Source organism: Drancourtella sp. An12, from assembly GCF_002160935.1.
GTDB classification, from domain to species: Bacteria; Bacillota; Clostridia; order Lachnospirales; family Lachnospiraceae; genus Sellimonas; species Sellimonas catena.
In genome coordinates, this window is record NZ_NFLO01000012.1 from 39,613 (window position 1) to 61,096 (window position 21,484).

21 protein-coding genes are annotated in these 21,484 nt (G+C 43.3%); 2 read left to right on the forward strand and 19 right to left on the reverse strand.

Annotation, left to right across the window (positions count from 1 at the left end):
• Nucleotides 1-3: 3 nt before the first annotated feature.
• Entirely contained in the window at nucleotides 4-1,233 is a 1,230-nt protein-coding gene (locus B5E64_RS11105) for a M20 family metallopeptidase (protein ID WP_087168577.1), read from the reverse strand.
• A 184-nt stretch (nucleotides 1,234-1,417) separates the two neighbouring features.
• On the opposite strand from B5E64_RS11105, the gene B5E64_RS11110 reads away from it, so the two are divergent.
• On the forward strand, nucleotides 1,418-1,690 hold the full coding sequence (locus B5E64_RS11110; protein WP_087168578.1) for a hypothetical protein: 273 nt from the start codon (nucleotides 1,418-1,420) through the stop codon (nucleotides 1,688-1,690).
• Between the two features lie 63 nt (nucleotides 1,691-1,753).
• Here B5E64_RS11110 and B5E64_RS11115 read toward each other — a convergent pair whose 3' ends face one another.
• Together B5E64_RS11115 and B5E64_RS11120 are read right to left on the reverse strand one after the other, a co-directional pair.
• A complete protein-coding gene (locus B5E64_RS11115; protein ID WP_087168579.1) occupies nucleotides 1,754-2,458 on the reverse strand; it encodes a YoaK family protein in 705 nt (234 codons plus the stop codon).
• A 154-nt stretch (nucleotides 2,459-2,612) separates the two neighbouring features.
• A complete protein-coding gene (locus B5E64_RS11120) occupies nucleotides 2,613-3,944 on the reverse strand; it encodes a DegV family protein (protein WP_087168580.1) in 1,332 nt (443 codons plus the stop codon).
• Between the two features lie 143 nt (nucleotides 3,945-4,087).
• Between B5E64_RS11120 and B5E64_RS11125 the strand changes: the two genes are divergently transcribed.
• Nucleotides 4,088-4,690: a TetR/AcrR family transcriptional regulator gene (locus B5E64_RS11125; RefSeq protein ID WP_087168581.1), complete on the forward strand. Its 603-nt coding sequence runs from the start codon at nucleotides 4,088-4,090 to the stop codon at nucleotides 4,688-4,690.
• Here B5E64_RS11125 and B5E64_RS11130 read toward each other — a convergent pair.
• The 16 genes from B5E64_RS11130 to B5E64_RS11205 form a co-directional block, all read right to left on the reverse strand.
• The gene (locus B5E64_RS11130; RefSeq protein ID WP_087168582.1) at nucleotides 4,647-5,789 is read right to left on the reverse strand and encodes a hypothetical protein; all 1,143 of its coding nucleotides are present in this window, start codon (nucleotides 5,787-5,789) and stop codon (nucleotides 4,647-4,649) included. The two genes, B5E64_RS11125 and B5E64_RS11130, sit on opposite strands and share 44 nt — an antisense overlap.
• 13 nt (nucleotides 5,790-5,802) lie before the next feature.
• The gene (locus B5E64_RS11135) at nucleotides 5,803-6,594 is read right to left on the reverse strand and encodes an alpha/beta hydrolase family protein (protein ID WP_087168583.1); all 792 of its coding nucleotides are present in this window, start codon (nucleotides 6,592-6,594) and stop codon (nucleotides 5,803-5,805) included.
• Nucleotides 6,595-6,700: 106 nt separating this feature from the next.
• Nucleotides 6,701-9,283 (reverse strand): FAD-dependent oxidoreductase, encoded by a 2,583-nt coding sequence (locus B5E64_RS11140; RefSeq protein ID WP_087168584.1) that lies wholly within the window; start codon nucleotides 9,281-9,283, stop codon nucleotides 6,701-6,703.
• A gap of 129 nt (nucleotides 9,284-9,412) precedes the next feature.
• Nucleotides 9,413-10,171 (reverse strand): hypothetical protein, encoded by a 759-nt coding sequence (locus tag B5E64_RS11145; RefSeq protein WP_087168585.1) that lies wholly within the window; start codon nucleotides 10,169-10,171, stop codon nucleotides 9,413-9,415.
• Between the two features lie 13 nt (nucleotides 10,172-10,184).
• The gene (locus tag B5E64_RS11150; protein WP_087168586.1) at nucleotides 10,185-10,871 is read right to left on the reverse strand and encodes an ABC transporter ATP-binding protein; all 687 of its coding nucleotides are present in this window, start codon (nucleotides 10,869-10,871) and stop codon (nucleotides 10,185-10,187) included.
• The gene (locus B5E64_RS11155; protein ID WP_087168587.1) at nucleotides 10,868-11,233 is read right to left on the reverse strand and encodes a GntR family transcriptional regulator; all 366 of its coding nucleotides are present in this window, start codon (nucleotides 11,231-11,233) and stop codon (nucleotides 10,868-10,870) included. The genes B5E64_RS11150 and B5E64_RS11155 overlap by 4 nt, the downstream gene beginning before the upstream one ends.
• A 175-nt stretch (nucleotides 11,234-11,408) precedes the next feature.
• A complete protein-coding gene (locus B5E64_RS11160; protein WP_087168588.1) occupies nucleotides 11,409-12,752 on the reverse strand; it encodes an MATE family efflux transporter in 1,344 nt (447 codons plus the stop codon).
• Nucleotides 12,753-12,756: 4 nt separating this feature from the next.
• Complete coding sequence (locus B5E64_RS11165; protein ID WP_087168589.1) at nucleotides 12,757-13,794, reverse strand: hypothetical protein; 1,038 nt, start codon at nucleotides 13,792-13,794, stop codon at nucleotides 12,757-12,759.
• Between the two features lie 9 nt (nucleotides 13,795-13,803).
• Nucleotides 13,804-15,099, reverse strand: coding sequence for a hypothetical protein (locus tag B5E64_RS11170; RefSeq protein ID WP_087168590.1), 1,296 nt, complete (start codon nucleotides 15,097-15,099; stop codon nucleotides 13,804-13,806).
• A gap of 523 nt (nucleotides 15,100-15,622) precedes the next feature.
• The gene (locus B5E64_RS11175) at nucleotides 15,623-16,801 is read right to left on the reverse strand and encodes a ParA family protein (RefSeq protein ID WP_087168591.1); all 1,179 of its coding nucleotides are present in this window, start codon (nucleotides 16,799-16,801) and stop codon (nucleotides 15,623-15,625) included.
• Nucleotides 16,794-17,318, reverse strand: coding sequence for a hypothetical protein (locus B5E64_RS11180; protein WP_087168592.1), 525 nt, complete (start codon nucleotides 17,316-17,318; stop codon nucleotides 16,794-16,796). Before B5E64_RS11180 ends, B5E64_RS11175 begins: the two co-directional genes overlap by 8 nt.
• Before the next feature lie 268 nt (nucleotides 17,319-17,586).
• On the reverse strand, nucleotides 17,587-18,834 hold the full coding sequence (locus B5E64_RS11185) for a site-specific integrase (RefSeq protein ID WP_087168593.1): 1,248 nt from the start codon (nucleotides 18,832-18,834) through the stop codon (nucleotides 17,587-17,589).
• A 101-nt stretch (nucleotides 18,835-18,935) separates the two neighbouring features.
• Nucleotides 18,936-19,118 (reverse strand): excisionase, encoded by a 183-nt coding sequence (locus B5E64_RS11190; protein WP_087168628.1) that lies wholly within the window; start codon nucleotides 19,116-19,118, stop codon nucleotides 18,936-18,938.
• Between the two features lie 29 nt (nucleotides 19,119-19,147).
• On the reverse strand, nucleotides 19,148-19,666 hold the full coding sequence (locus B5E64_RS11195) for a type II toxin-antitoxin system PemK/MazF family toxin (RefSeq protein ID WP_087168594.1): 519 nt from the start codon (nucleotides 19,664-19,666) through the stop codon (nucleotides 19,148-19,150).
• Between the two features lie 715 nt (nucleotides 19,667-20,381).
• Nucleotides 20,382-20,960, reverse strand: coding sequence for a sigma-70 family RNA polymerase sigma factor (locus tag B5E64_RS11200; protein ID WP_242960155.1), 579 nt, complete (start codon nucleotides 20,958-20,960; stop codon nucleotides 20,382-20,384).
• A gap of 348 nt (nucleotides 20,961-21,308) precedes the next feature.
• Nucleotides 21,309-21,482, reverse strand: coding sequence for a cysteine-rich KTR domain-containing protein (locus B5E64_RS11205; RefSeq protein WP_087168596.1), 174 nt, complete (start codon nucleotides 21,480-21,482; stop codon nucleotides 21,309-21,311).
• Nucleotides 21,483-21,484: the final 2 nt, after the last annotated feature.

Consider the following 21,484-nt stretch of genomic DNA (forward strand, 5'->3'; position numbering starts at 1 on the left):
GTTTTACTCCTCGTTCCTTTTTTTCTTCAGCCATGACACGGCCGCATCCGCGTAGATGGCTGCCCCGATCGGTAAAACCTCCTCGTCAAGTACCATGTGTGCATTGTGAAGCGGGGCATTCCCCTCTTTTCCCGCCCCGATAAACACAAACATTCCCGGTACTTCTCTTGTGACATATCCAAAATCTTCTGTCCCGCTCATCGGCGGAATTTCCTCTACATTTTCTCTGCCTGCAGTCTCTTCTAGAAAAGGCAGCATTTCTTTTACAAATTTTCTGTCGCTGTATGTACACGGCGTCTGAAATGCTGTCATTTCATAATCCCCGTTCCAGGCCCGTACATAATGGTCAATGACCTCCGGAATCCGTCTGCGTAGATGCTCCGATGCTCCTAAATCCAGAGTACGGACTCCAATATGGAGTTCTGCTGTATCAGGAATGATATTGACAGCTGTTCCTCCCTTTACGACTCCGCAGGTCAGAGTTGCCATGGCAGCCGGATCCACCTCTCTTGTCACAAGCAGGTTGACCGCCTGATATACCTGATTCAAAATCATCAACGGGTCCACGCAGATCTGAGGCTGGGAACTGTGTCCGCCTTTTCCTTTGATTTTTACAATAAAGGTATCAAGCGATGCAGAATTTACCCCTCTGCAGTAACCGACCCGCCCTGTTTCCTGAAGAGGCTGCACATGCAGTCCGAAAGCCGCATCAACATCCGGATTTCTCAAGGCGCCTCCCGCGACCATCATCTTTGCCCCCGCGCCCGTCTCTTCTCCCGGCTGAAATAAAAGCTTGACGGATCCGCAAAGTTCACTCTCCATTTCTTTCAAAATTCCTGCGGCCCCAAGAAGCATGGCTGCATGACTGTCATGTCCGCACATGTGTCCGTATCCATTCGTAGAACAATACGGAAGGCCCGTCTCCTCACGGATCGGAAGTGCGTCCATATCCGCCCTTAAAAGAATACACGGACTTCCCTGTCCGATCACTGCCGTAATTCCTACTGCTTTTTTCATCTCCGGAAATCCTGCTTCCATATAATCTGCAGTCATTTTTTCCGAAAGTTCTCCTCCACAGAAGTTCCATTTAATTCCCATCTCTGAGAGACGTTCACCGATATAGGAAACCGTCCCGGGAAGATCCATTCCGATTTCCGGATTCTGATGCAGGTATCTTCTGTCCCTGCAGATCTCTTCCCTCTTCTCTTGTGCACGCTTTCTAATCTGATTCATTCTTTCACTACTCCTTTTTTCTGGCGTTTCCCATATCTCCCATACATCCATCTTTTATTCTACACGATCCGGGCAAAATGTAAAATGTTTTTTTCTTCCGAAGACCATACTCAGAACAGAAGATCTCATATTGTACTTTTCTTTGGTCCATGTTATAGTAAAACAAAAAAGGAGCATATACGGTATGAAAGTCATTATTTATGGTTCTGATATTTGCGGAGACTGCCTTGATACAAAAGCATACTTAAAAGAGCATGCAGATGACAGTATCCAGTACAATTATTTTGATATTACAAAGTCAACAGCAAATCTGAAACGGTTTCTGAAGCTTCGCGACACAATGGATCTTTTTGAAGAAGTCCGGAACGGACATACGATCGGGATTCCTCTCTTTCAGTTCGAAGATGGAACCTACACATTGGATCCTGAAGAGGCTTATAAGAAAATGGAGATCTGATTTTCTTTCGCTGCGATTGTAAAGACAAACAAAACAGACTGCCCCGCAGTCTGTTTTTTATCGTTACGAACAGGAAACGGAATCCTGCTCCCGTGTATATGCTTTTCCCCTCACATCCTGAATCACAAGGAGCACTGCCCCTGCCAGAAGAGGAATGCTCCCGAACCAGACACTGTGAATTCCATACTGCAGCCATATCAGATAACAAAACCCGACACCAATATGAAAACTGAGAAGCGTACCTCCAAAAACAAGAGCCTTTTCCGCTTTCTCTTTACGGACTTTCTCTTCTTTTCTATATAGGAAGTATTCTGTTATGGCAAAGACGGTCTGTTTTAGATTATTTGTAGAAAAAATCGTGGAGCTTGTATATCCTTTTGCTCCCTGAAACACACACCACTGAAAAGCCGTGACAAAAAAAACCGGATAAAGCGCCATCACCGGATCCATATTCTCCGGAAAATATCCTACTGCCAGAATTGCAGAAGCGTCCAGAAAAATTGCCAGATACTTCAGATTCCATTGTACTTTTTTTGCGAGAACCGCCGCAACGACCATTGCGCTCATGTATACCAACAGTGCCGCCACCCTGGTCAGCACCTCCTCCGGATTCCTTCCCAGAACACTGCACACCAGCTCAATCAAGTTTGCTGTCTGCGCAGATCCGAACACCTTCATCCTTGCAAGTATGGCATATGCACCTACAAATCCTCCGAATACCGCCATGATAAAATGTACCGGCAACTCAAACTCATTTGCTCTTTCCACAAAACCGCCCCCTGACTTCCACCTATTATAATCATCTTTTTTCTATTTGTAAAGCGTCCACCCTCCATTTAGAATAATTTTGGGGACGTGTACCGTTACACCGGAACACGTCCCCAAAAATGATGTATGCGATTCTTTTAGTCCTTATCCCTCATCAGCTATGAGTTTTGATGTAGAAGGCGAACATGTCTATAAACTCTGCATTTGTTGGAATTCTTGTTATTTTACAGCCCGCAATTTTGCTGAAGCCTTCCGGCCCGCTCTGCCTCCAGCATACTTCTATCGCTGTCCGGATATTCCGCTCTACACTCTGCGAAGTCACCTTCAGCCTGAATGCCACCTCCGGATAAATATTCTTCGTTACATTCAGCATGAAGTTGTCGTTTTCCAGTACGATCTTTGTTGCCTCGGCCAGCTGCTGATATCCCTGATATTTTGAAGTCAAACCCAAACTTCTCAATGTTTCGTAAATCAGCTGCATGTTTTCCTCCTTCCAACCTCCGCTACTATCATAACGACTTTCTTTGAAAATAACAGGAAAAACTACACTTATCGACAAAATGCTGCTGAAAAACGACAAAAAGCTACATTCCTTTTTCCATCGCTTCAATAGTCCGGTACCAAGAGGATATGGTCCGGTATGTACACCAATGGTGGCACCGATCTGAATATCTTCCCACTGTGCCACATGAAAACCGGCTTCTTCCAGTCTTTCCGCCAGCTGGTTTTTAAACTGCTCATACTCTTCCACCCACAGCCCGACTCCGGTCACAATATAATAATCCTCCGGATGAATGTCATGCTCTTCCATATATGTCTCCATTTTTTCGATGAGCTTTAAAATTGACTTCTTCCTCCCCCGGCAAAGCTCTGCCGGTCCGAGCTCTCCGTCATAAAACTGCAGAAGAGGCTTGATCTTCAGCACGCTTCCTGCGACAGAAGCAGCTTTTCCGATTCTTCCACCATGTTCCAGATATTTTAAATCATCTGTTGTAAAGAAAATATGACCGCTTTTACGAATTTCCCCCAGACATCTGACTGCCTCATCGAGGGATTCTCCCGCATTACGGATTTCCACAGCTGCTTTTACAAGCATTCCCTGTAATGCAGTTGCAAGGGCCGAATCCAGAATCTCAATTCTTGCCCCCTCATACTGCTCTTCCACTACCTGTTTCGCATTGATGGCGGCCTGCATGGAGCCGCTCAGCTTCTTGGAAAGGCAGATACATAGTACCGGCATTCCGTCTTTGACAAATGGGACAAATGCATCCACATAGTCCTGAACAGATGGCATGGATGTCTTTGGAAAGCAGTCCGGATTGTCTGCCATCTTCTGATAAAAATCCGGAATAGAGATCTGCTTTCCCTCCTGATAATAATTTTCTCCGTCAAAAGAAATATAAAATGATACTATCTGTACCTGTTCCGCCTGCAAATATGCCTCAGGCAGATCACAGGAACTGTCACTTACAATACCAAACTGCATGATCCATCCTCCCGTATCTCTTGCTTTTCCCCAGTTTTTCTGCTAAACTACTGGCATATTACTAAATGTTACAATTGTAACATTTGCTTTTAGGGAAAGCAAGATACTTTTACATTTTTGTTACAAATCAGGAGGTTTTGTTCATGAATTCATCCAGCCGGGTACGCAAAGGCCCTTCTTTTACAAAACGCTGCATCATGGATGCGCTTTTGCAGCTGATGCACACAAAGGATTATGACGACATCACCATTACCGATATTACTGAAAGAGCCGGTGTATCCCGGATGTCCTATTACCGCAATTATCATTCCAAAGATGAGATTCTGATGGACTATATGTTTCGCATCATTAAAGAATATGCTTTGTCGCTTGCCAATGATTTTCCAGAACTTCAGAACGGCTTTCAGACTTATGATCACATTCTCCACGGTCTGCGCTATCTTCAGAAATATGCAGACTATGCGCTTTGCCTGAAAAAATCAAACCGCTCCGAAATCATCCTGCACGGTCTGGACTTTTATATGCTGACCATTGCGGGTATGGCAGATTCGGATTCCCCGAGGAAATACGAGCTCTACTACTATTCCGGAGCGCTTTATAATATTTTTCTGCACTGGATTGAGGATGGTATGAAGGAGGATATCGAAGTTATTGCTTCACTGATTTACCGTCATATTCAGAAAAACCCGTTTCTCTCCTCAGCTAATCAAGATTCTTCAGGACATCCTTCAGATCAACCGAAATAATCCGGTCGACACAGTTGACCGGGATGCCGCGGTAAACATAGGCACCGGATTCAAACAGCATATAGAGCCGTCCATCCTGAATACAGATCTGTTCCATACGGTTGGGAAGCGAAAAGCTTTTAATCTCTTCTTTCTTCTTCAGACTGTATTTCTCTGATTCAATGACAGATCTTTCATAAATACGGAGTTTGGAATCTGAAAATCCGTAGGACTGGGAAAGGAACAGATAGTTTCCGAACACCTCCAGTCCCTGAACCTGAGAAAGAATATCCGCCCATTCCTGGTCAATTGCAACATTGCTGAACAGTTCCCTCTCCCTGTTCAGCTCCTCATATTCCTCCTTATTCTGTTCATTGATTTCAAAATCCACCGAATACCGATTGATGATGCTGTCCCCGGAAAGAGAAAAATATCCAGCATAAAGGCTCCCTCCCCGAAATGCCATGAAAGAATTTCTTGCAAGCCCCTCCAACGCATGGGTTTCCAAAAATGGAAGGGGCTTTTTTGTCTTGTCATACTGATAGTTTTCCAGAGCTTCCATTGTATACAAGCTTACCGCTGCCTCCCCGTTCAGCATATCTGAAACCCACAGCACCTGATTCAGGTTGTCATACGCAATGCCGCCGGCATGAGTCCTGTTTGGCATAATAATTTCTTTTACAAACCGCCCGGATTTTTTGTCAATCTGATACAGTACGGAATTGTGTTTTTTAGTATGGCAGTACGCGCTTACAAAAATAGAGTCTTCCGTCACATCCATTCCCTGCGGCGTCATGGAAGTGCAGATGTCTGACTGACCTGTTTTACTGTTTACCGTTCTGGTGGATTTCAGGCCAGGAATAATATAAGTACCAAAATTCTGTTCGAGAGAGAGGTGTTCCACCATCTCTTCTGTAAAGAAATCATCATATTGCATAAGAATTTCGGTCACTTCTGATAATGTATGAACGGCGGGAGCCGCATTGGTCCGATCCAGTACGGCAACCGGTTCATTCGCCTTGCGGTAAACACCAAAATAAAACACGACACAGCCAATCAGAAGAACAGCCGCTATCAGCAGGCTTTTCCAGGTGACTCCTTTCGCTTCTTGTGGTTTCATTCTTTTCACTTCTTTATTTTATCCACCATTCCAGAATCGTCTGAATCTGCTCATCCCAGTATTTCCACTGGTGGTCTCCGCTGGAACTTGTGGTTGTAACTTCATATCCGAGCCGCTTCATTTCTTCCCACATATCCAGATTGTTCTGATACAGGAAATCCTCCGTCCCGCACCAGGCAAACAGCCTTGGCTCCGGTTTCTGTTCTTCTTTCAGTTTCTTTGCCAGATATTTCAGATCATTTGACGATCCGGCAATCCTGTCCGGATTTCCAAAGATTCCTTCCCAGAAACCGGACGGTTTTCTCGCAATGTCCGCAGCCTCTTCTTTTACCCTTCTTGCTACATCCAGTACTCCGGACATAGATGCCGCTGCACCGAATGTCTCCGGTGCTCCAAGGCCAAGTTTCCACGCTCCGTATCCTCCCATGGAAAGTCCGGCTGCCAGCGTATCCTCCCTCTTTTCCGACAACTGTGGAAAAAATTCACGGCAGATTTTTGGAAGCTCCTGTGAAAAAAAAGTCCAGTAAGGAAGTCCGTATTTCGTATCTGTATAAAATCCAAGCCCTGCATCCGGCATAACTACCGCAATCCCGTATTCACTGACATATCGTTCAATGGACGTCCTCCGCTGCCAGGTTGTATGATCATCACTCATTCCATGGAGCAGATAGACTGTTTTGTATTTTCCAGCCTTTGCATTTCCTTTCATTCCAATCTGACTGGTCGTATTCTGCGGAAGGATCACATCCATATTCATACACTTTTCCAGAACTTCCGAGAAAAAATCCACATGTAATAATGCCATTTCCTTCTTCCTCCTTTTCCTCGCTTTTCTTACTTTTAATTATAGCTTAAAAACAAGAGCAGGGACACAGTAAAATACTGCATCCCTGAACTCTTCTCCTTCATCCTTAACAGGTTGCTCCGCCTTTCAAATGTTTCTGTGCAGCCAGATTTTCCTGCTTTCTTTCAAAAAGTTCATCAGAAAGAAGCTGACTCTGTACGTTTTCAAATCCGAGACGTTCAATCGTATCGGCAAAACGCTCTCCGGTAATTCCCTGTTCACGGAAGAGAAGAATTGCCTTTTCTACAACATCCAGTACTTCTTCTTCACTTGTAAATACCCTTTCCAGAGCACGTCCGTGAGCCACTTTCTTACCCCATCTTCCTCCGATGTAAACTCTGTATCCTTCCGTCTCCGTATTCACCGCGCCAAATGGGCATTTCCCCACACAACGTCCGCAGTGATTACACTGACTTCCATCGATCCGGATCTTTCCATCCTCCATCCTTGCCACATGGATCGGGCAGTTGTTTTCCACCTGGCAGACTTTACAGCCGCGGCACCTGGAGAGATCCACAGCCGGAACTCTCTGCCCGATAATTCCAAGATCATTAAGATCCGGTTTCACACAGTTATTCGGACATCCGCCTACCGCAATCTTGAACTTGTGCGGAAGCTTCACCTGATTGTAGCCGTGATAAAACCGCTCATGGATCACTTCCGACAGATGGAAGGTATCAATCAGTCCATACTGGCAGGTCGTTCCTTTACAGGATACCACCGGACGTACCTTCGATCCGGTACCGCCCGTTTCCAGTCCTGCATCCGCCAGGAATTCCCGCAGCGGTTCGATATTCGCATATGGTACTTTCTGAATCTCAATGGTAAGCCGGGAGGTCATGGTGATTTCCCCGCTTCCGAACTTCTCTGCCGCCTCGGCAATTACACGGCTTTCCTCCGCGGTAATCTTTCCGTTTCGTGTGATGACGCGGGCGTTAAAGCAGTCCTCGGTCCGCTTATCCTGAAGAAATCCCAGAGCCTTTACTCTCGTAATATCTTCCGGGGAAACCTTGAATTTTACCCCTTCTACTTTGACATCATTAAAGTACCGGGCACCTTCAAGCACGACTGTGTTTGTATATCCATATGCCTTTAACCGGTTCTGAAGGAAATAGCTTCTTTTGCCTTTCAGGCAGACAAGCAGCAGCTTTTCGTCTTTGTCAAGCCCGTCAATCGGTCCGTTCACTGAGGAAAGATTCACATAAAATGCTCCTGCAATCTGCGGATTCGGGCAGACGTCTACCACCTTATAGCCTTTTGCTTTTCCTTCGGCATACTCCGCCGGAGTCATGCTGACCATTTCTCCGCTGATTTTGTTTTCCAGAATATACGCTGCCTGTACAAGCGGATGGATCGCCGTGGAAAACGGCGGCGCATAGGCCAGATCCAGATTCTCCAGATCTTCCAGCCGGGCATCCATCGCAATTGCCGTTGCGGCAATATCTGTCATCTTATCTGCTGCTCCGGCCCCAAGCACCTGGATTCCAAGAAGTTTGTGGGTTGTACGGTCTGCAATCATCTTTGTCGCAAAGGAATCTGCATCCGGATAATAATGGGCTTTATCATCTGTCACGGCAAGAACCGTTTCTACATCATACCCTGCTTCCTTTGCCTGCACCTCGGTAAGGCCGGTTCTTCCTACATTCATTCCCGGGAGCTTTACGACGCCTGTCCCAAGTACGCCCGGATAGTTCTTTTCTTTTCCGGCAAGAATCTGTGCCAGTGTTCTTCCTTCATAGTTTGCGGAAGATCCCATGGCTGACCACTGCGGTTTCCCGGTAATCCGGTTCTTTACGACAACGCAGTCTCCTGCCGCGTACACGTCCGGAAGGTTCGTCCTCATCTGTCCGTCCACTACAATGGTTCCTCTGTCCATCTTAATTCCGCTGTCCTTCAAAAATGCAGTATTCGGACGGATTCCGATTGAAACAACGACCATATCTGACTGAATCGTTCCCTGATCCGTCTGAATACCGGACGCCTTTTCCCCGCCAAGTACTGCTTTCAACGCAGTGCCTGTCTGAATCCGGATTCCCTTCTTCTGAAGATGGCGCTTCGCATAGGCCGCCATTTCCGGGTCAAGAACATTTGGCATGATCTGAGGCGCCATATCAATGACCGTCACTGCAATTCCTTTGGCATGCAGGTTTTCCGCAATTTCCAGTCCGATGAAACCGCCTCCTGCCACCACCGCACGTCTGACTTCATGCTCCTCCATATAGGACCGCATATTTTGGGCATCCTCCGGTGTCCGCATCTGAAATACCCCCGGAAGGCGGATTCCCGGCACATCCGGGACAATGGCAGACGCTCCGACAGCAAGAATCAGGTTGTCGTAGGTATACTCCTCTTCCGTGCCGTCATCCAGATTTTTTACATGTACGGATTTCCGTTCCGGATCAAGACCAACCGCCTCTCTCCCGGTCAGCACCTGCACACCTGTCAGACCTGCAAATTTTTCCGGTGTATTAACAATCAGCTCCTCTTCTGTTTCAATCAGTCCTCCTACATAATATGGAAGACCACAGCCTGCATAGGAGATCTCTCTGCTTTTTGTAAGCAGGGTCACCTCTGCGCTGCGGTCTTCTCTTTTCAGTTTTGCAACAGCCTTAGTTCCGGCCGCGACACCTCCGATCACGAGTGTTTTCATTTCTTCTTTTCCTCCTGTGGATGAATCTCTTTCTTTTCCAGTGTTACATCCATTATATACCCGAATCACACTCGTGACATATTATGATTTTTAATTATATTATAAGTATTTTTTATGATCTTCCTTCTATCAGACACTCAGCTTCTCATCTGCAATCCATCCGGTCAGGAAAAATGCCAGGACTGTCATGACAATATAGAAAATGTAGTCAAAGAGGCTGACTCCGCCCATCCCGCCAAGCGGTGCCATATCAATGAGGGAATCGAAAAGTACATAGATCCTCTCAATCCCGATGTTGATCAGGAAAAATACGATCACTGCAATCACTCCTCCAAATCTTGCATTCAGCAGCACCGTTCTTGTCAGAATGATTGCGAGAAAACCTACCATCATTACATTAATCCAGGAGATCAGAAGAAGCAGGCAGACTCCGAAAAAAGCCCCCCAGTCAACATTACTGTTTGTGACTTCCTTAAAGAGCCGTCCCAAAGATCTCAAAAGATCTCCCAGAGATCCTTCACTTGCCGCTGTCACAGTAACGGTTACCACTCCTGCAGCAAAAAATGCAAGAAAGACAAATACCATCTGAAGAATTCCTGCAATCAGTTTTGCTCCAAGAATCTCGTATGTGGAATGCGGTACCATCCAGAGCATATAACTCTGCTTTGTCTTCAGGTCCCTGTTTAAAATCACCAGATTTTCAATTCCTACGTAAAAGATGCCAAACATCCCTGCGAATGTGATAATTAAAATACTGACCGCAACTATGGTTTCATTTTTGATCAGACCGCCGATTAAAAAAAGTACAATAAAAGCCAGAAGGCAGGCCAAGATCAAAATTCTAGTCAGTCTTTGCTTTCTCCATTCATACTTAATCAGATTTCCCATTTTCCTTCCCCCTTTACATCAGTTCCCTGTACAGATCAGCCGCGCTTCTTCCGGAACGCATTCGTTCTTCTTCTACGTCACATTCATAAATCACACTGCCGTCTTTCATAAAGATGGCGTGGTCGATAAAGGACTCAATCTCCTCAATCAGATGTGTAGAAATGATCACTGCATTTTTCTCGCTGACTGTTGTCAGAATGACATCAATAATCTCTTCTCTTGCCTTCAGATCGATACCATTTAGCGGTTCATCCAGCATGTACAGCATCGCTTTTCTCGAAAGCGTTGCGATCACCTTCAGCTTTGCCATCATACCGGTGGAAATCTCCCGCATTTTCATTTCTTCCGAGAGACCTACTTTAGCAATCAGATCGTGGAACTTTTTCTGATCAAATTCTTCAAAAAAGTCGCTGTAGTATTTTCCTACCATGCCGATATTCATAAAATCGTAGTAAAACGGCTCTGTTGACATGTAGGCAACCTGATTCTTCGCCCGGTAATTCCATGGAGCCCCGTCAAAAACAACTTCCCCCTGTGTCGGCTTGATAAATCCTGTCATCATCTTCATCCAGGTTGTTTTCCCGCTTCCATTCGGTCCAAGAAGCCCGTAAATTGATCCACTTCGTATCTTCAGCGAAACATCCTTTACCGCTTTCTTTCCCATAAATGCCTTGGTCAGTCTTCTGCTTTCTGCAATCATAACTCTTCCTCCTCATCAAATGCTTCTATCCGGGTAATGATTTCGTTTTTACTAAATCCAAGATCCAGCATTTCTTTTATAAATCCACTTAATAGTGCCTCTGCCATCTCTTTCCTTAACTCTTCCTGCATCTTTTCGTCCTCCGTAATGAAAGTTCCAAGTCCCCGCTTTGTATAACAATATCCTTCCGCTTCCATCTCTTTATAGATTCTTGCCGCCGTATTCGGATTCACCTTATAAAGAACGGCAAGCTCTCTGTTGGACGGAAGCTTTTCTCCGGGAAGCAGCTGTCTGCGGACGATCCGCTTTTTAATATCTCTGATAACCTGCATGTAGATCGGTGCTTCAACACGATATTCCATTTTTGTCCTCCTTTCCGTATCAGTGAACTAGTTAAATAGTACACTAGGATATTATGTTTGTCAATCTGCTTCGACCAATCTTTCGTTTTTCTTAATAATCTTCATAAATGCGCAAAAAAGCTCCGGTCTGAATGTCCTGTGTATCGGACAGTTCAATACCGAAGCTCTCTTTGTCTTAAAAGGCATACAGCCAGTTTGCCTTTTTATAGTAGATAAAAAATGCGACAGAACTCAAAGTCCATGTCAGCGGATAGATCCAGTAAACTACCGCAATGGACGAAATCAAAATCGACACGCCTGTCAGCACCGCCACACGGATCACGCACCAGAAAATCATCATGACAATCATAGGTATAACTGATTTGCCGGCTCCTCTCAGTACCGCCGCTATAGAGTGCGAATACGCCAGCAGGAAGTAGAACAGCGCAGATGTCCGTGCCCTCTCGGTTCCAAATACAATCACCTCCGGTGTCCGGTCAAATGCCCCAACAAAAACAGGGGCAGCAAGAAAGATCACGATTCCTACTATTTCCGCAAGGATCATGGCACAGGCAATACCGAATCTTGCACCCTTTTTCGTGCGCTCATAATTCTTCGCTCCCAGATTCTGACTGACAAATGTGGTAAGTGCCATTGTGAAGCTGGTGATCGGCAGGAATCCGAACCCCTCGATTTTGGAGTATGCTCCGCATCCTGCCATGGCCATTTCGCCAAAGGAATTGATATTGGACTGTACTACAACATTTGCAATGGCGATGATGGAATTCTGAAATCCGGATGGAAGACCGAACTGAATCACCTGTTTAAAGATATCCCATTCAAACCGGATTTTCCGCAGGTTCAGCCGGTATTCCGCTTTGGACCGCATCAACTGGATCATACAGAGTACAGCGCTGACCACCTGAGAAATATCGGTAGCAAAGGCAGCTCCGCCCACTCCCATATCAAATACCGTAATAAACACAATATCCAGAACTACATTAATTATGGATGAAAGAATCAGATAATACAATGGATGTTTGCTGTCTCCCACTGCCTGCAGGATTCCTACGAACATATTGTACATGACAAATCCCGCGGATCCCATAAAGTAGACCCGGAAATATTCCGTTGACTCCGGCATGACATTAGCCGGCGTCTGCATCCAGACAAGAATCTGAGGGGCAAAGAATACTCCGACAATCGTCAGGACAATACTCGCCACGATTCCGAAAGCTACCGTTGTATGTACTGCCTTCTCCACGTTCTCCTGGTCTCTTGCCCCAAAATATCGCGCAATCACAACTCCTGCTCCAAGTGCGATTCCATTGAAAAATCCGATCATCAGATAGATCAGATTTCCTGACGAGCTGACCGCAGCCAGCGCATTGCTTCCAAGAAAATTACCGACTATCAGCGAATCCGCTGTATTATACATCTGTTGAAACAGATTGCCCAGAAAAATGGGCACTGCAAAAAAAGTAATCTTCTTCCAAATTGATCCCTCAGTCATTAGTGTGGCGGAATCACTCTCTCTCATACCATCATTCCCCTTTCTCTTTCCATATTCTTTCGTATGCCTGATACTTCTCTTCCATCTCAGCACGTCTTGCTTTCGGCATGTGAGGAATTGCCTCTTTCAGTTTTCCAAGCGTCTCTTTCAGGGCACCCCAGTCCTCTTTTGCCTTCAGCGCTTCTGCCTCCCATACAAGATAATACGCCTCTTCCTCCGGCCGTTTCTTCATACACGCAAGCAGGTCCAGCGCTTTATCGTATTCCGAGCTCTGGCAGAGTGCAATCGGAAGATAGATCTGCAGTGTCGGAATCATGCTTTCCCACCGTCTTTTGGCCCTGCTGTAGTAGCACAGGAAAAAAATAATCATCTCTCTGCTCTGCTGCCTTTCCACAAATTCTGACAGAATTCTTGCCGTGTGGATACTGTCTCTTCCGCAAAGCCACGCAAATCCCACTGCAATGACCAGTCCAAGGAACCAGATCTGCCAGTTCCCTCTAATATTCGCCGCCAGGCCTGCAATCAGTCCCACGGCCAGAAGTCCAATACACCATCTGAGCTCCCAGATCTGCATTTTTACCAGAAGAGTCTTCTGCACCTGCTCATCAATCCGGGGGGCTTCTGTAAGCTGAGTCTGATCGCGGCATTCAGGGAACAGCCCCATCAGTGTCTTTTTCATCTTTTCTTCCTGCAACCGTCTGCTTTTTCTGCTGAACAGGCTCTGCCAGATAAAAACCAGAGCCGCACACAGTACAATTCCGGCAGTCCTGAACTGAAAACCCAACGGCTGATACCGGAATACATAAAGGGCCGCCCCTGTGGAGACAAGTGCAGCACTCCCTTCCGCAAGAGCCATCTTCCAGGTTTTGTATTCTTTCTGTCCTTCTTCTCCAAAGCTTCTCACAAATGCAGTCAGGAAAAACAGTGCGGCACATCCTCCTGCAAAAGCGGAGTAAAGGCCTTCCCGTCTTGCCCCATACTGAAAAAACAGGATTCCTCCTTCAAATAAAAGCATTCCCGCAAGAAACAGCGAAAGAATGCAAAGTAATCTCCAAATTTTCTTCGTCATCTTGTCCTCCTATCCTGCTTCCTGCAAAGAATCTGTGATTTCTTTTTCAAATGTAAACTGTTCTCCATCCTCGGACCGGAACAATGCTTTGATCAGATTTCCCTGATCCGTATAATCTCCATCGTCCCCCTGCCCAACGACCATATAATAAACACCGTTTTCCAGATAGAACTGCTCCACCTGGTCAAATGGATTGTATCCCATCTTTTCGATAACCGCATCCGCCTGAGGAAGCGTGATTTCCTGCCAGGTCTGTCCCTGATCGACAGTCCAATAAAATACACTCTGCTCCTGTCCGGATGCATAATATCCTGTCTGAGCATCGACCCAGAACGCGGCACTTACATTGGTCATCATGCTCTCGCCAGTGGAAATCTGTCTCCATGTTTTCATATCGTCCGTCATCCAGATCCCATAATAATCCGTTCCGAGCGACCGGTCCATAGCAAAAACCGCTACACAGCCATCTCCGATTCTTGACAGGTACGTACCCGCTTTATATCCCAGATCTGTGATCCTGCTCTCCTGCCAGACTGCTCCCTGATCGGTACTGTAAATCATAACAGTCCCCTCACTGTCAAATCCGAGAAATGCGGTAAACTCCGGAGATATCAGATAACTTCCATCCTCCAGGTTTTCATCATACAGGCCGTTTGTCTCCCGGCAGACTCTTTCATAGCCATCCGGTACCTCTGCAAAGGTCCCTCCGCCGTCATAGGTAACATAAAGCACTCCGTCATCAATATAATAGGTCTCTTCTCTGTCTGTCCGCATCGCATAATGCTGGGTTTGAGGTGTCCGGATCTCCTCCTGAAATTCCGGAGACTGAATCTGATAATCCACCGGACGCATTTTTTCCGTAATCTTATAGATTCCGTTTTCCTCCTCCAGTCTTACTACCATCTGTCCCCGGTAAAGATATCTTGAATCAATACCGGACAGGGCGTGGTCCGCTCCCTGACCGCCCAGATACACCAGTTCCAGATTCTGAATAATTTCACTGTTCACAGCGGCCGGTACCATGGTGTAATCCAGCTGCACATAACCATTGCCGTCCAGCACTTCCACCTGATTCAGAACGGCATCGTAAATCCGGTATTCGTACGGCACATTCATTCCCTGAAGCGCATCTGTATAATCTGAAAACCACTCCCGGCATGCTTCATCCTCGGATTTTCCAACACCGGCAATTTCCGAACCAATAATCTCAGGTATCTCAAACTGATTCCAGCGAAATTGCGTCCAGGCTCCACAAAGGAGCACCGCTCCTGCAAGGCAGAGAATCCCCGCAGCCAATCGTTTCATCCTTCATCTCCTTTTTACTTTAAGTCACTGTCTTGGAACATTATATCACCTTTTGTTGTGTTATAAAAGCGGTCAATTTTATTCGATACAAAAAAGCCCTTGAAAATCCCGCAAAACGGGTATCTTCAAGGGCCTTAATACTTTTTAAAAATTACATACCAGCCTGAGCTGCTACTTTCCTTCTCATAAGCTATGTATTTTCCTTTATTTTCAAGATTTTTGCCAAAATCTGTTCCTGCCGTTCTCCGGCTTTCCCCCAAATTTTCATTTGGGGAACTGAAATTTTTCTTTTAATAACGATTTCACTTCTCTGCCCTCAGTTTGGGGGATTCCGCTTTAGGACTTGGGGGGGGGAAGAATCATCCCCCAAATGCCATACCATATTAGCAATAACTTTACACAAAATTCTTCATACAAAAGCAACGCCCTTGTTTCTATACAATAATAATTAAATACATAAGCAGAGCTTTTAAAATTATCTCCTAATACATTGTTTCTCTAAAAAACAGACAGCAGAAAAAATTTAGTTATCCCTTTCATCACTAAATGTTTTATATTTCTCCTGTAATTTTTTCTGTTCTTCAAGAATCATACTTAACTGCTTTCTGTATAAATCCGTTTGTCTATATTGACTTTTTCTCTCTTTAACATTTTCCAAAGTCGAATATAACACAAATGCACAGCAAAACAATATACAGACTAATAAACAGATTAATAATAAGAAGTTTTCTGTTTCGGAATTTAAAAAAATCTTGTTATCTATCATTGTAAAAAAGGAACTACAAAGCGCTATAACACTAGTAGTAATACCTAATGTTAAAACTAATCTACTCTTTTTTTTGTATGATTTATTCGTTTCCTCCTTCAATTTACTAATCTTATTTTCTAGCAGTTTCTCTTCTTCCAAATTTTTGTTTATTTCAATAACTACCTGATATTTATTTAATCTGGATTGAATGCTTTCTTCTTTGAAAAGTATTTTACAAATATTATATATTTGTATACCATAATTTGCACTTGTTATTTCCATATCTGGAATTTCAGCTACTGAAAATGCTTTCCGTATCTTCCAGTCAAACTTTACAGTTTCTATATTTGTGAACACTGTTCCACCTGATATTTTAGAATAAATTTGATATTCCTCATCTGTAGCTTTATTAAATATCTGATATACTTTTCGATCATTCAGGAAATCACCAATTTTTAAATACAAACTTCTTATAGCAGATGAACTAATTGCATCTGCTTCCATCACTACCAAATTTATATCAACTATAGGTAGTATTAATTTTAAACTATCTGTGTACCCTGCCTGACAATCAAATATAATTATATCATACTTTTCATCATAATTTGCCTTCATGTTTTTCAAAATTTTTTCATCATTTTCTCGATACGAATACGTCTCTGTATTCTGTTTTGTAATTTGAGTAATTGATGGGATAAAATCCATATTTTTGTCAATATTAATTGCCCCTTCCTGATCTCCAATTCCAAATATTATATTATAAAAAGAAATCGTATTTCTATTGTGTTCAGGAAGTCGATCTTCATAGAAATATGTAGCTCCATTTGTACTCAAATCACAGTCTACTAATAAAACTCTAATTCCACATTTCGACAACATTGAAGACATGCTAAGAGCCAAAGTAGTCTTTCCACTTCCACCTTTTCCGCTTAATAATGCCAAAATTTTACTCATTACTTCCTGCTCCTTTGTCTATATTCCCTAAGTTTCCTTTCAATAATCGTTCAGAAAATTCTAGCTCTTCATTTTCCAAATTATTATCACTATTACTATTTTCTATGTTAGCTAAGTTATTTGCAGGTTCTAACCATAATATAAAAGAGTCTATCGACATATAGGCTATCACTATGATTGTTAATACTGACATTAGTGTATATCCAAAATCAGGCAATGACACTCCGAATAATATACTGACAGATAGCAAACAGACTATTGACATAATAAAACATAATAGTGTATGTAAAAATTTACTCCAAAATTGTGTCTTATCATATATTTTAGGAACGAACTCCATTAGCAATGATAACATATAAATAAAATAAGCACTGCCTAATACTTCTTTGTTTTCGTCCCCTAGCAGAACTAATATACCACCTATCCACGATATAATCCAAATCACTACTTTTATAAGTGACTCGATCTTATTTTCATATAAATGTATTTCTGAAACTGTCTTCTTCAACTTTTCCATCTATGATACTCCTAAATAACTAGTAAATGTTGTAATTCTATCTCTTACTCTTTATCCTCCTTACCATTTTTATTATATTCCAAACCTTTCCTAGCTACAAGTACCTGCCTATGACTCTATATAAAAGTCTTTGGAAAGAATCCTATAATTCTCTTTTGCAGATAATCCCCAAAATAGGGAGGGAGTCAAAATTTTTCTTATATTACTAATCAGCGCTCCAAACTCAATTTTTTTTGGGGGGGAGAATCATCCCCCCAAAAAATCCAGATTAGCAATGGCTCATAGCTGTAATCGTTCTTTTCGGAATATCCAGATCAGCATATGGGGTTGTCTGCTCTGTATTAGCAGAACCAAATTTCTGAATCTCTTCATTCATTTTATTCTCCAGAACGTGGGTATAAATATTCATCGTAATACTGATACTGGAATGCCCCATCAATTTCTGCACCACTTTCGGCTCCATTTTCTTCTCAAAACATCTGGTTGCGAAAGTATGTCGTATTGTATGTGGATGGAAGTCACGGATGATCTTCGGCTCTCTGTGTTCCTGAACCGCAAGTACAGCTTCTTTCTCCCTCATCCGCTTTATCACTTTCTTAATTTCCTTTTCCACGATATATCTGCTGCACGTACTTCCCATACTTGTAGTGAATACCAAGTCTCCCAGTTCTTCTTTCCCTCGCCACCGGTTTCCCAGCTCCTTTTTCAGTCTTACTTGTTTTTCACGCTGAGATTTTAATATCTCTTCTATTTCTCCCATAAACGGAATCTGCCGGGTGGAATTTACAGTCTTTGGAGTAACTAATATTTCTCGTTTTTCTCCATTATAATAGCTGCAGCTCAGTGAGCGGTTAATTTCCGTAATCTTTCTTGTAAAATTTATATCCGGCCACTGGAGCCCGCCCAGTTCTCCAACACGCACTCCTGTCAGAAACATAAAATAGAACATTTCTTTATACCAACTATCTTCTACCTCATTTAAAAATTCATTCTGTTCTTCCTGTGTCAATGCAATTTCCTCTTTCGCTTTTTTATATGTCCACGGTACTTCAACAATCATGCACGGGTTCACTGAGATCATTTGACTTCCTAAAGCAAAATCCATGCACTCTCTTAGTCTGCCCAGCGCCTCCCTCATAGCGCTGTTGGAAATACCGTCTTTTTCCATTGTATTCAAAGCCTGCTGTACATCCATAGGCTTTATATCTCTTATCTTCTTAGAGCCTATATAAAAACCAAAAGTTCTTTTAAAATTGTTCTTCATAGGATTGATACTTGTTTCTTTTACCCTATGAGCCTTAACAGTTGAAAACCATTCTTCAAACCATTCGTTCAACGTAATTCTGTTTTTTCTGTAATCCTGGCTGCTTTTCGCCTTTTCCTTCGCTTTTGTGAACTCTTCAATAAGCGCATTTAAATCTGATCCGTACAAAGTAATTTTGATCCCGTTGATCATTGCCCTTGCTTCATAGGTTCCTTTATTCTCCCTTATTCCTCTTGGTAATTTTTTTGCCATAAGATATGCCTCCTTCAAAACATCGTTATCAAGTACATGACCAAAATATCAGTTACTCAGAAATAAAACAAAGGTGCGAAAAATTTCTCCACACCCTTGACTTATTTCCTTACCTGTGCAAGCAGCCATTTGTCCAACAATATCTTATGTGCATAATTGCGGTTGCCAATTTTCACAACAAAAATTTTCTCATTCTCCTTCATCAGTTCTCTTGTTTTAGTTTTTCCAAGATTCAAATAATTCGCTGTTTCTTCCACATTTAGTAATATCTTTTCATTTTCCACTTTTACCTTTCTCCTGTATTTGAAAACTCTCAATAATATTTCTTCCTTATTAAATAATCGTATCCCTGTCGTACATTACAGAACATACACGTTTCTTTTATTGTCTGATCCTGATCCGCCCGAATGATAAAGTGTTCCTTTGAATTGTAAAATGGCTTTGCACACACCGGGCATAAGCACATCAGAATCGGTTTATCCAGTTTTTTGATTTCCATGCTGGTACGCAGTGCCTTATCCACTTTTATCATCTGCTCTCGGTTCAGCCTGCCAACATAATCGTCCAGACGCCCCTTGTCCAGTGTCCGGATCTGCTCCAACAGCACAAAAGAATTCTTCTCCAGTCCTTTGATTCCACTGATCGGTACATGTGTCGGCAGTTTTGTCTTTGGCTGACTTGTGATAGCTGCAACAATAACCGTTGGACTGTGCTGATTTCCCCGGTTGTTCTGGATGATCAGCACTGGGCGGTATCCGCCCTGTTCACTCCCGATAACAGGATTTAGATCTGCATGGTAAATCTCTCCACGCCGCATTTCTTGTTCTTCCACAATTATATCTCCTTCCTCTATACGCCTTAGAACCCTCTTTGTTCTGGAAAGGCTCTCCCCCCGCTCTTTTGAAACTATTATTCATAGCGGGTATGTATCAGCCGGACACAAAGCATTTCTCTGTATCCGGCTACCATAAATGCCTGTTTCAGCCTATTTGTCCTCGACGCCCCGGCTATTATCGCATGTAATTCATGCAGGGAAATCATCAAGCGGCTGACTGCTGATCAGCTCCACGGGCCTGTGCCCCTCTGAGGTTCTCCCAAAGCTGCCCTCACTTGTTGCGACATCCTCGGAGCTGATTTCGCTATGCTCGCCTCACCGCAAGCGGCAAAGCTCTATCGCTGCATAGCTCCTCGTCTTCCCCGAAAAGATTCCTTCTTTCCGGGGGGCCCTTATATGCTCGACTTTATGACCGGACAGGAGTATCATGATACCTGTTGCCTGTTATCGCCTTATCAGTAACAATCTGACAGTTATAGCCGGGTATTTCCCGCTCCCCGGACAGATAAAACAGCCGCAAACCGATTCTTCTATAATAGGTGGGATTTCGCTGCCTTTACCCGTCCGGATCATGGCGTACCCGCTAACGTGGCTTACGCTCATCACGATAACAACAGGAACGTACTTGATGAATGAATATGTATTTGTCAAGGAACGGAAGGCCAAAAAAGACCTCTCACTTTATTTGCCGTTAAGTGAGAGGTCTGCTCCGCTATTTCAAATATTTTTTCAGTTTTTTTATAATTTCTTCTTTTCTTCTATGGACAGTACTCGGAGAAACACCTATTTGCTTTGCATATGCTCGTTCCGTTTTTTCTTCGTAGAACAGTGCATAAATCAATTCCTGATCCTTCTTTGGCAACCTTAAGAGCGCCATATGTAATTTTTCTGTAGAAATTTTTTGAATTACAATATCCTCCACACTCTCATGGCTATCAGGAAACTGCTGTGCGTTATCTTCCATAAGCCTGTCCAAAGAATCTTCTCGGCTTGGAAGGATTTGTTTTATGTTTCCATCCTTATCTTTAACCGTCCGTCCTGTTTTCAGATCATTTTCAAAATATCTTATTTTTCTATCGTCTTTCATATAGGCTGTATATACCTCATCTGTTACCTCTATGAATTGACCATGAATCCATATTTTCTTCTTATCAGCACCCACGCTGTTACCTCCATTCGTCTGAATTTTTTGAAAATCCAGATCGAATGGCGGTGAGCGACACCCAACAAAAGCAGAAGAATTTTTCTTTTTTCTGCTGTAAGATAAATTAAAAACCGCAAAGGCGATCACGCCCTCACGGCTATAGGATTTTTTATATCTTTTAATAAGAAATATTACTTCCTTTTTTACAACGCAGAAGATCCATACGATAGCATGAATTTTTTTAACAATTTATTCCTGCCTTTGAATAGAACTTTATAGATAACTTCCGCTTAATTAACAGCGACGTGGCTGATTCAGACCAACACAAAAAAAATCCCTCCAAACCCAAAACAGAATTTGGTGGGAATCAGAAGAAGTAGAGACATGGAAAATAAGCCCGCCCAAAACACTGTTTTTTTATTTGGCGGACTACCTAAATTAATAGAAAAGAGCCAGTACATTTTAAGAGTATCTCTCAATGTATCGGCTCTGCGTCTAAGCGTCTGGCTCTGTTATGACAAATAATTTACTTTTGATTATATTGATCAATGTTTCCTGTTTACATTTCGGACAGAACAGAGGTAAATTTCTAACAATTGTATCTTCACGAATTTTTATCCGGGTTTTGTTTCTGCACACGGGGCAGTATATCCATTCTTTATGTCGCATTA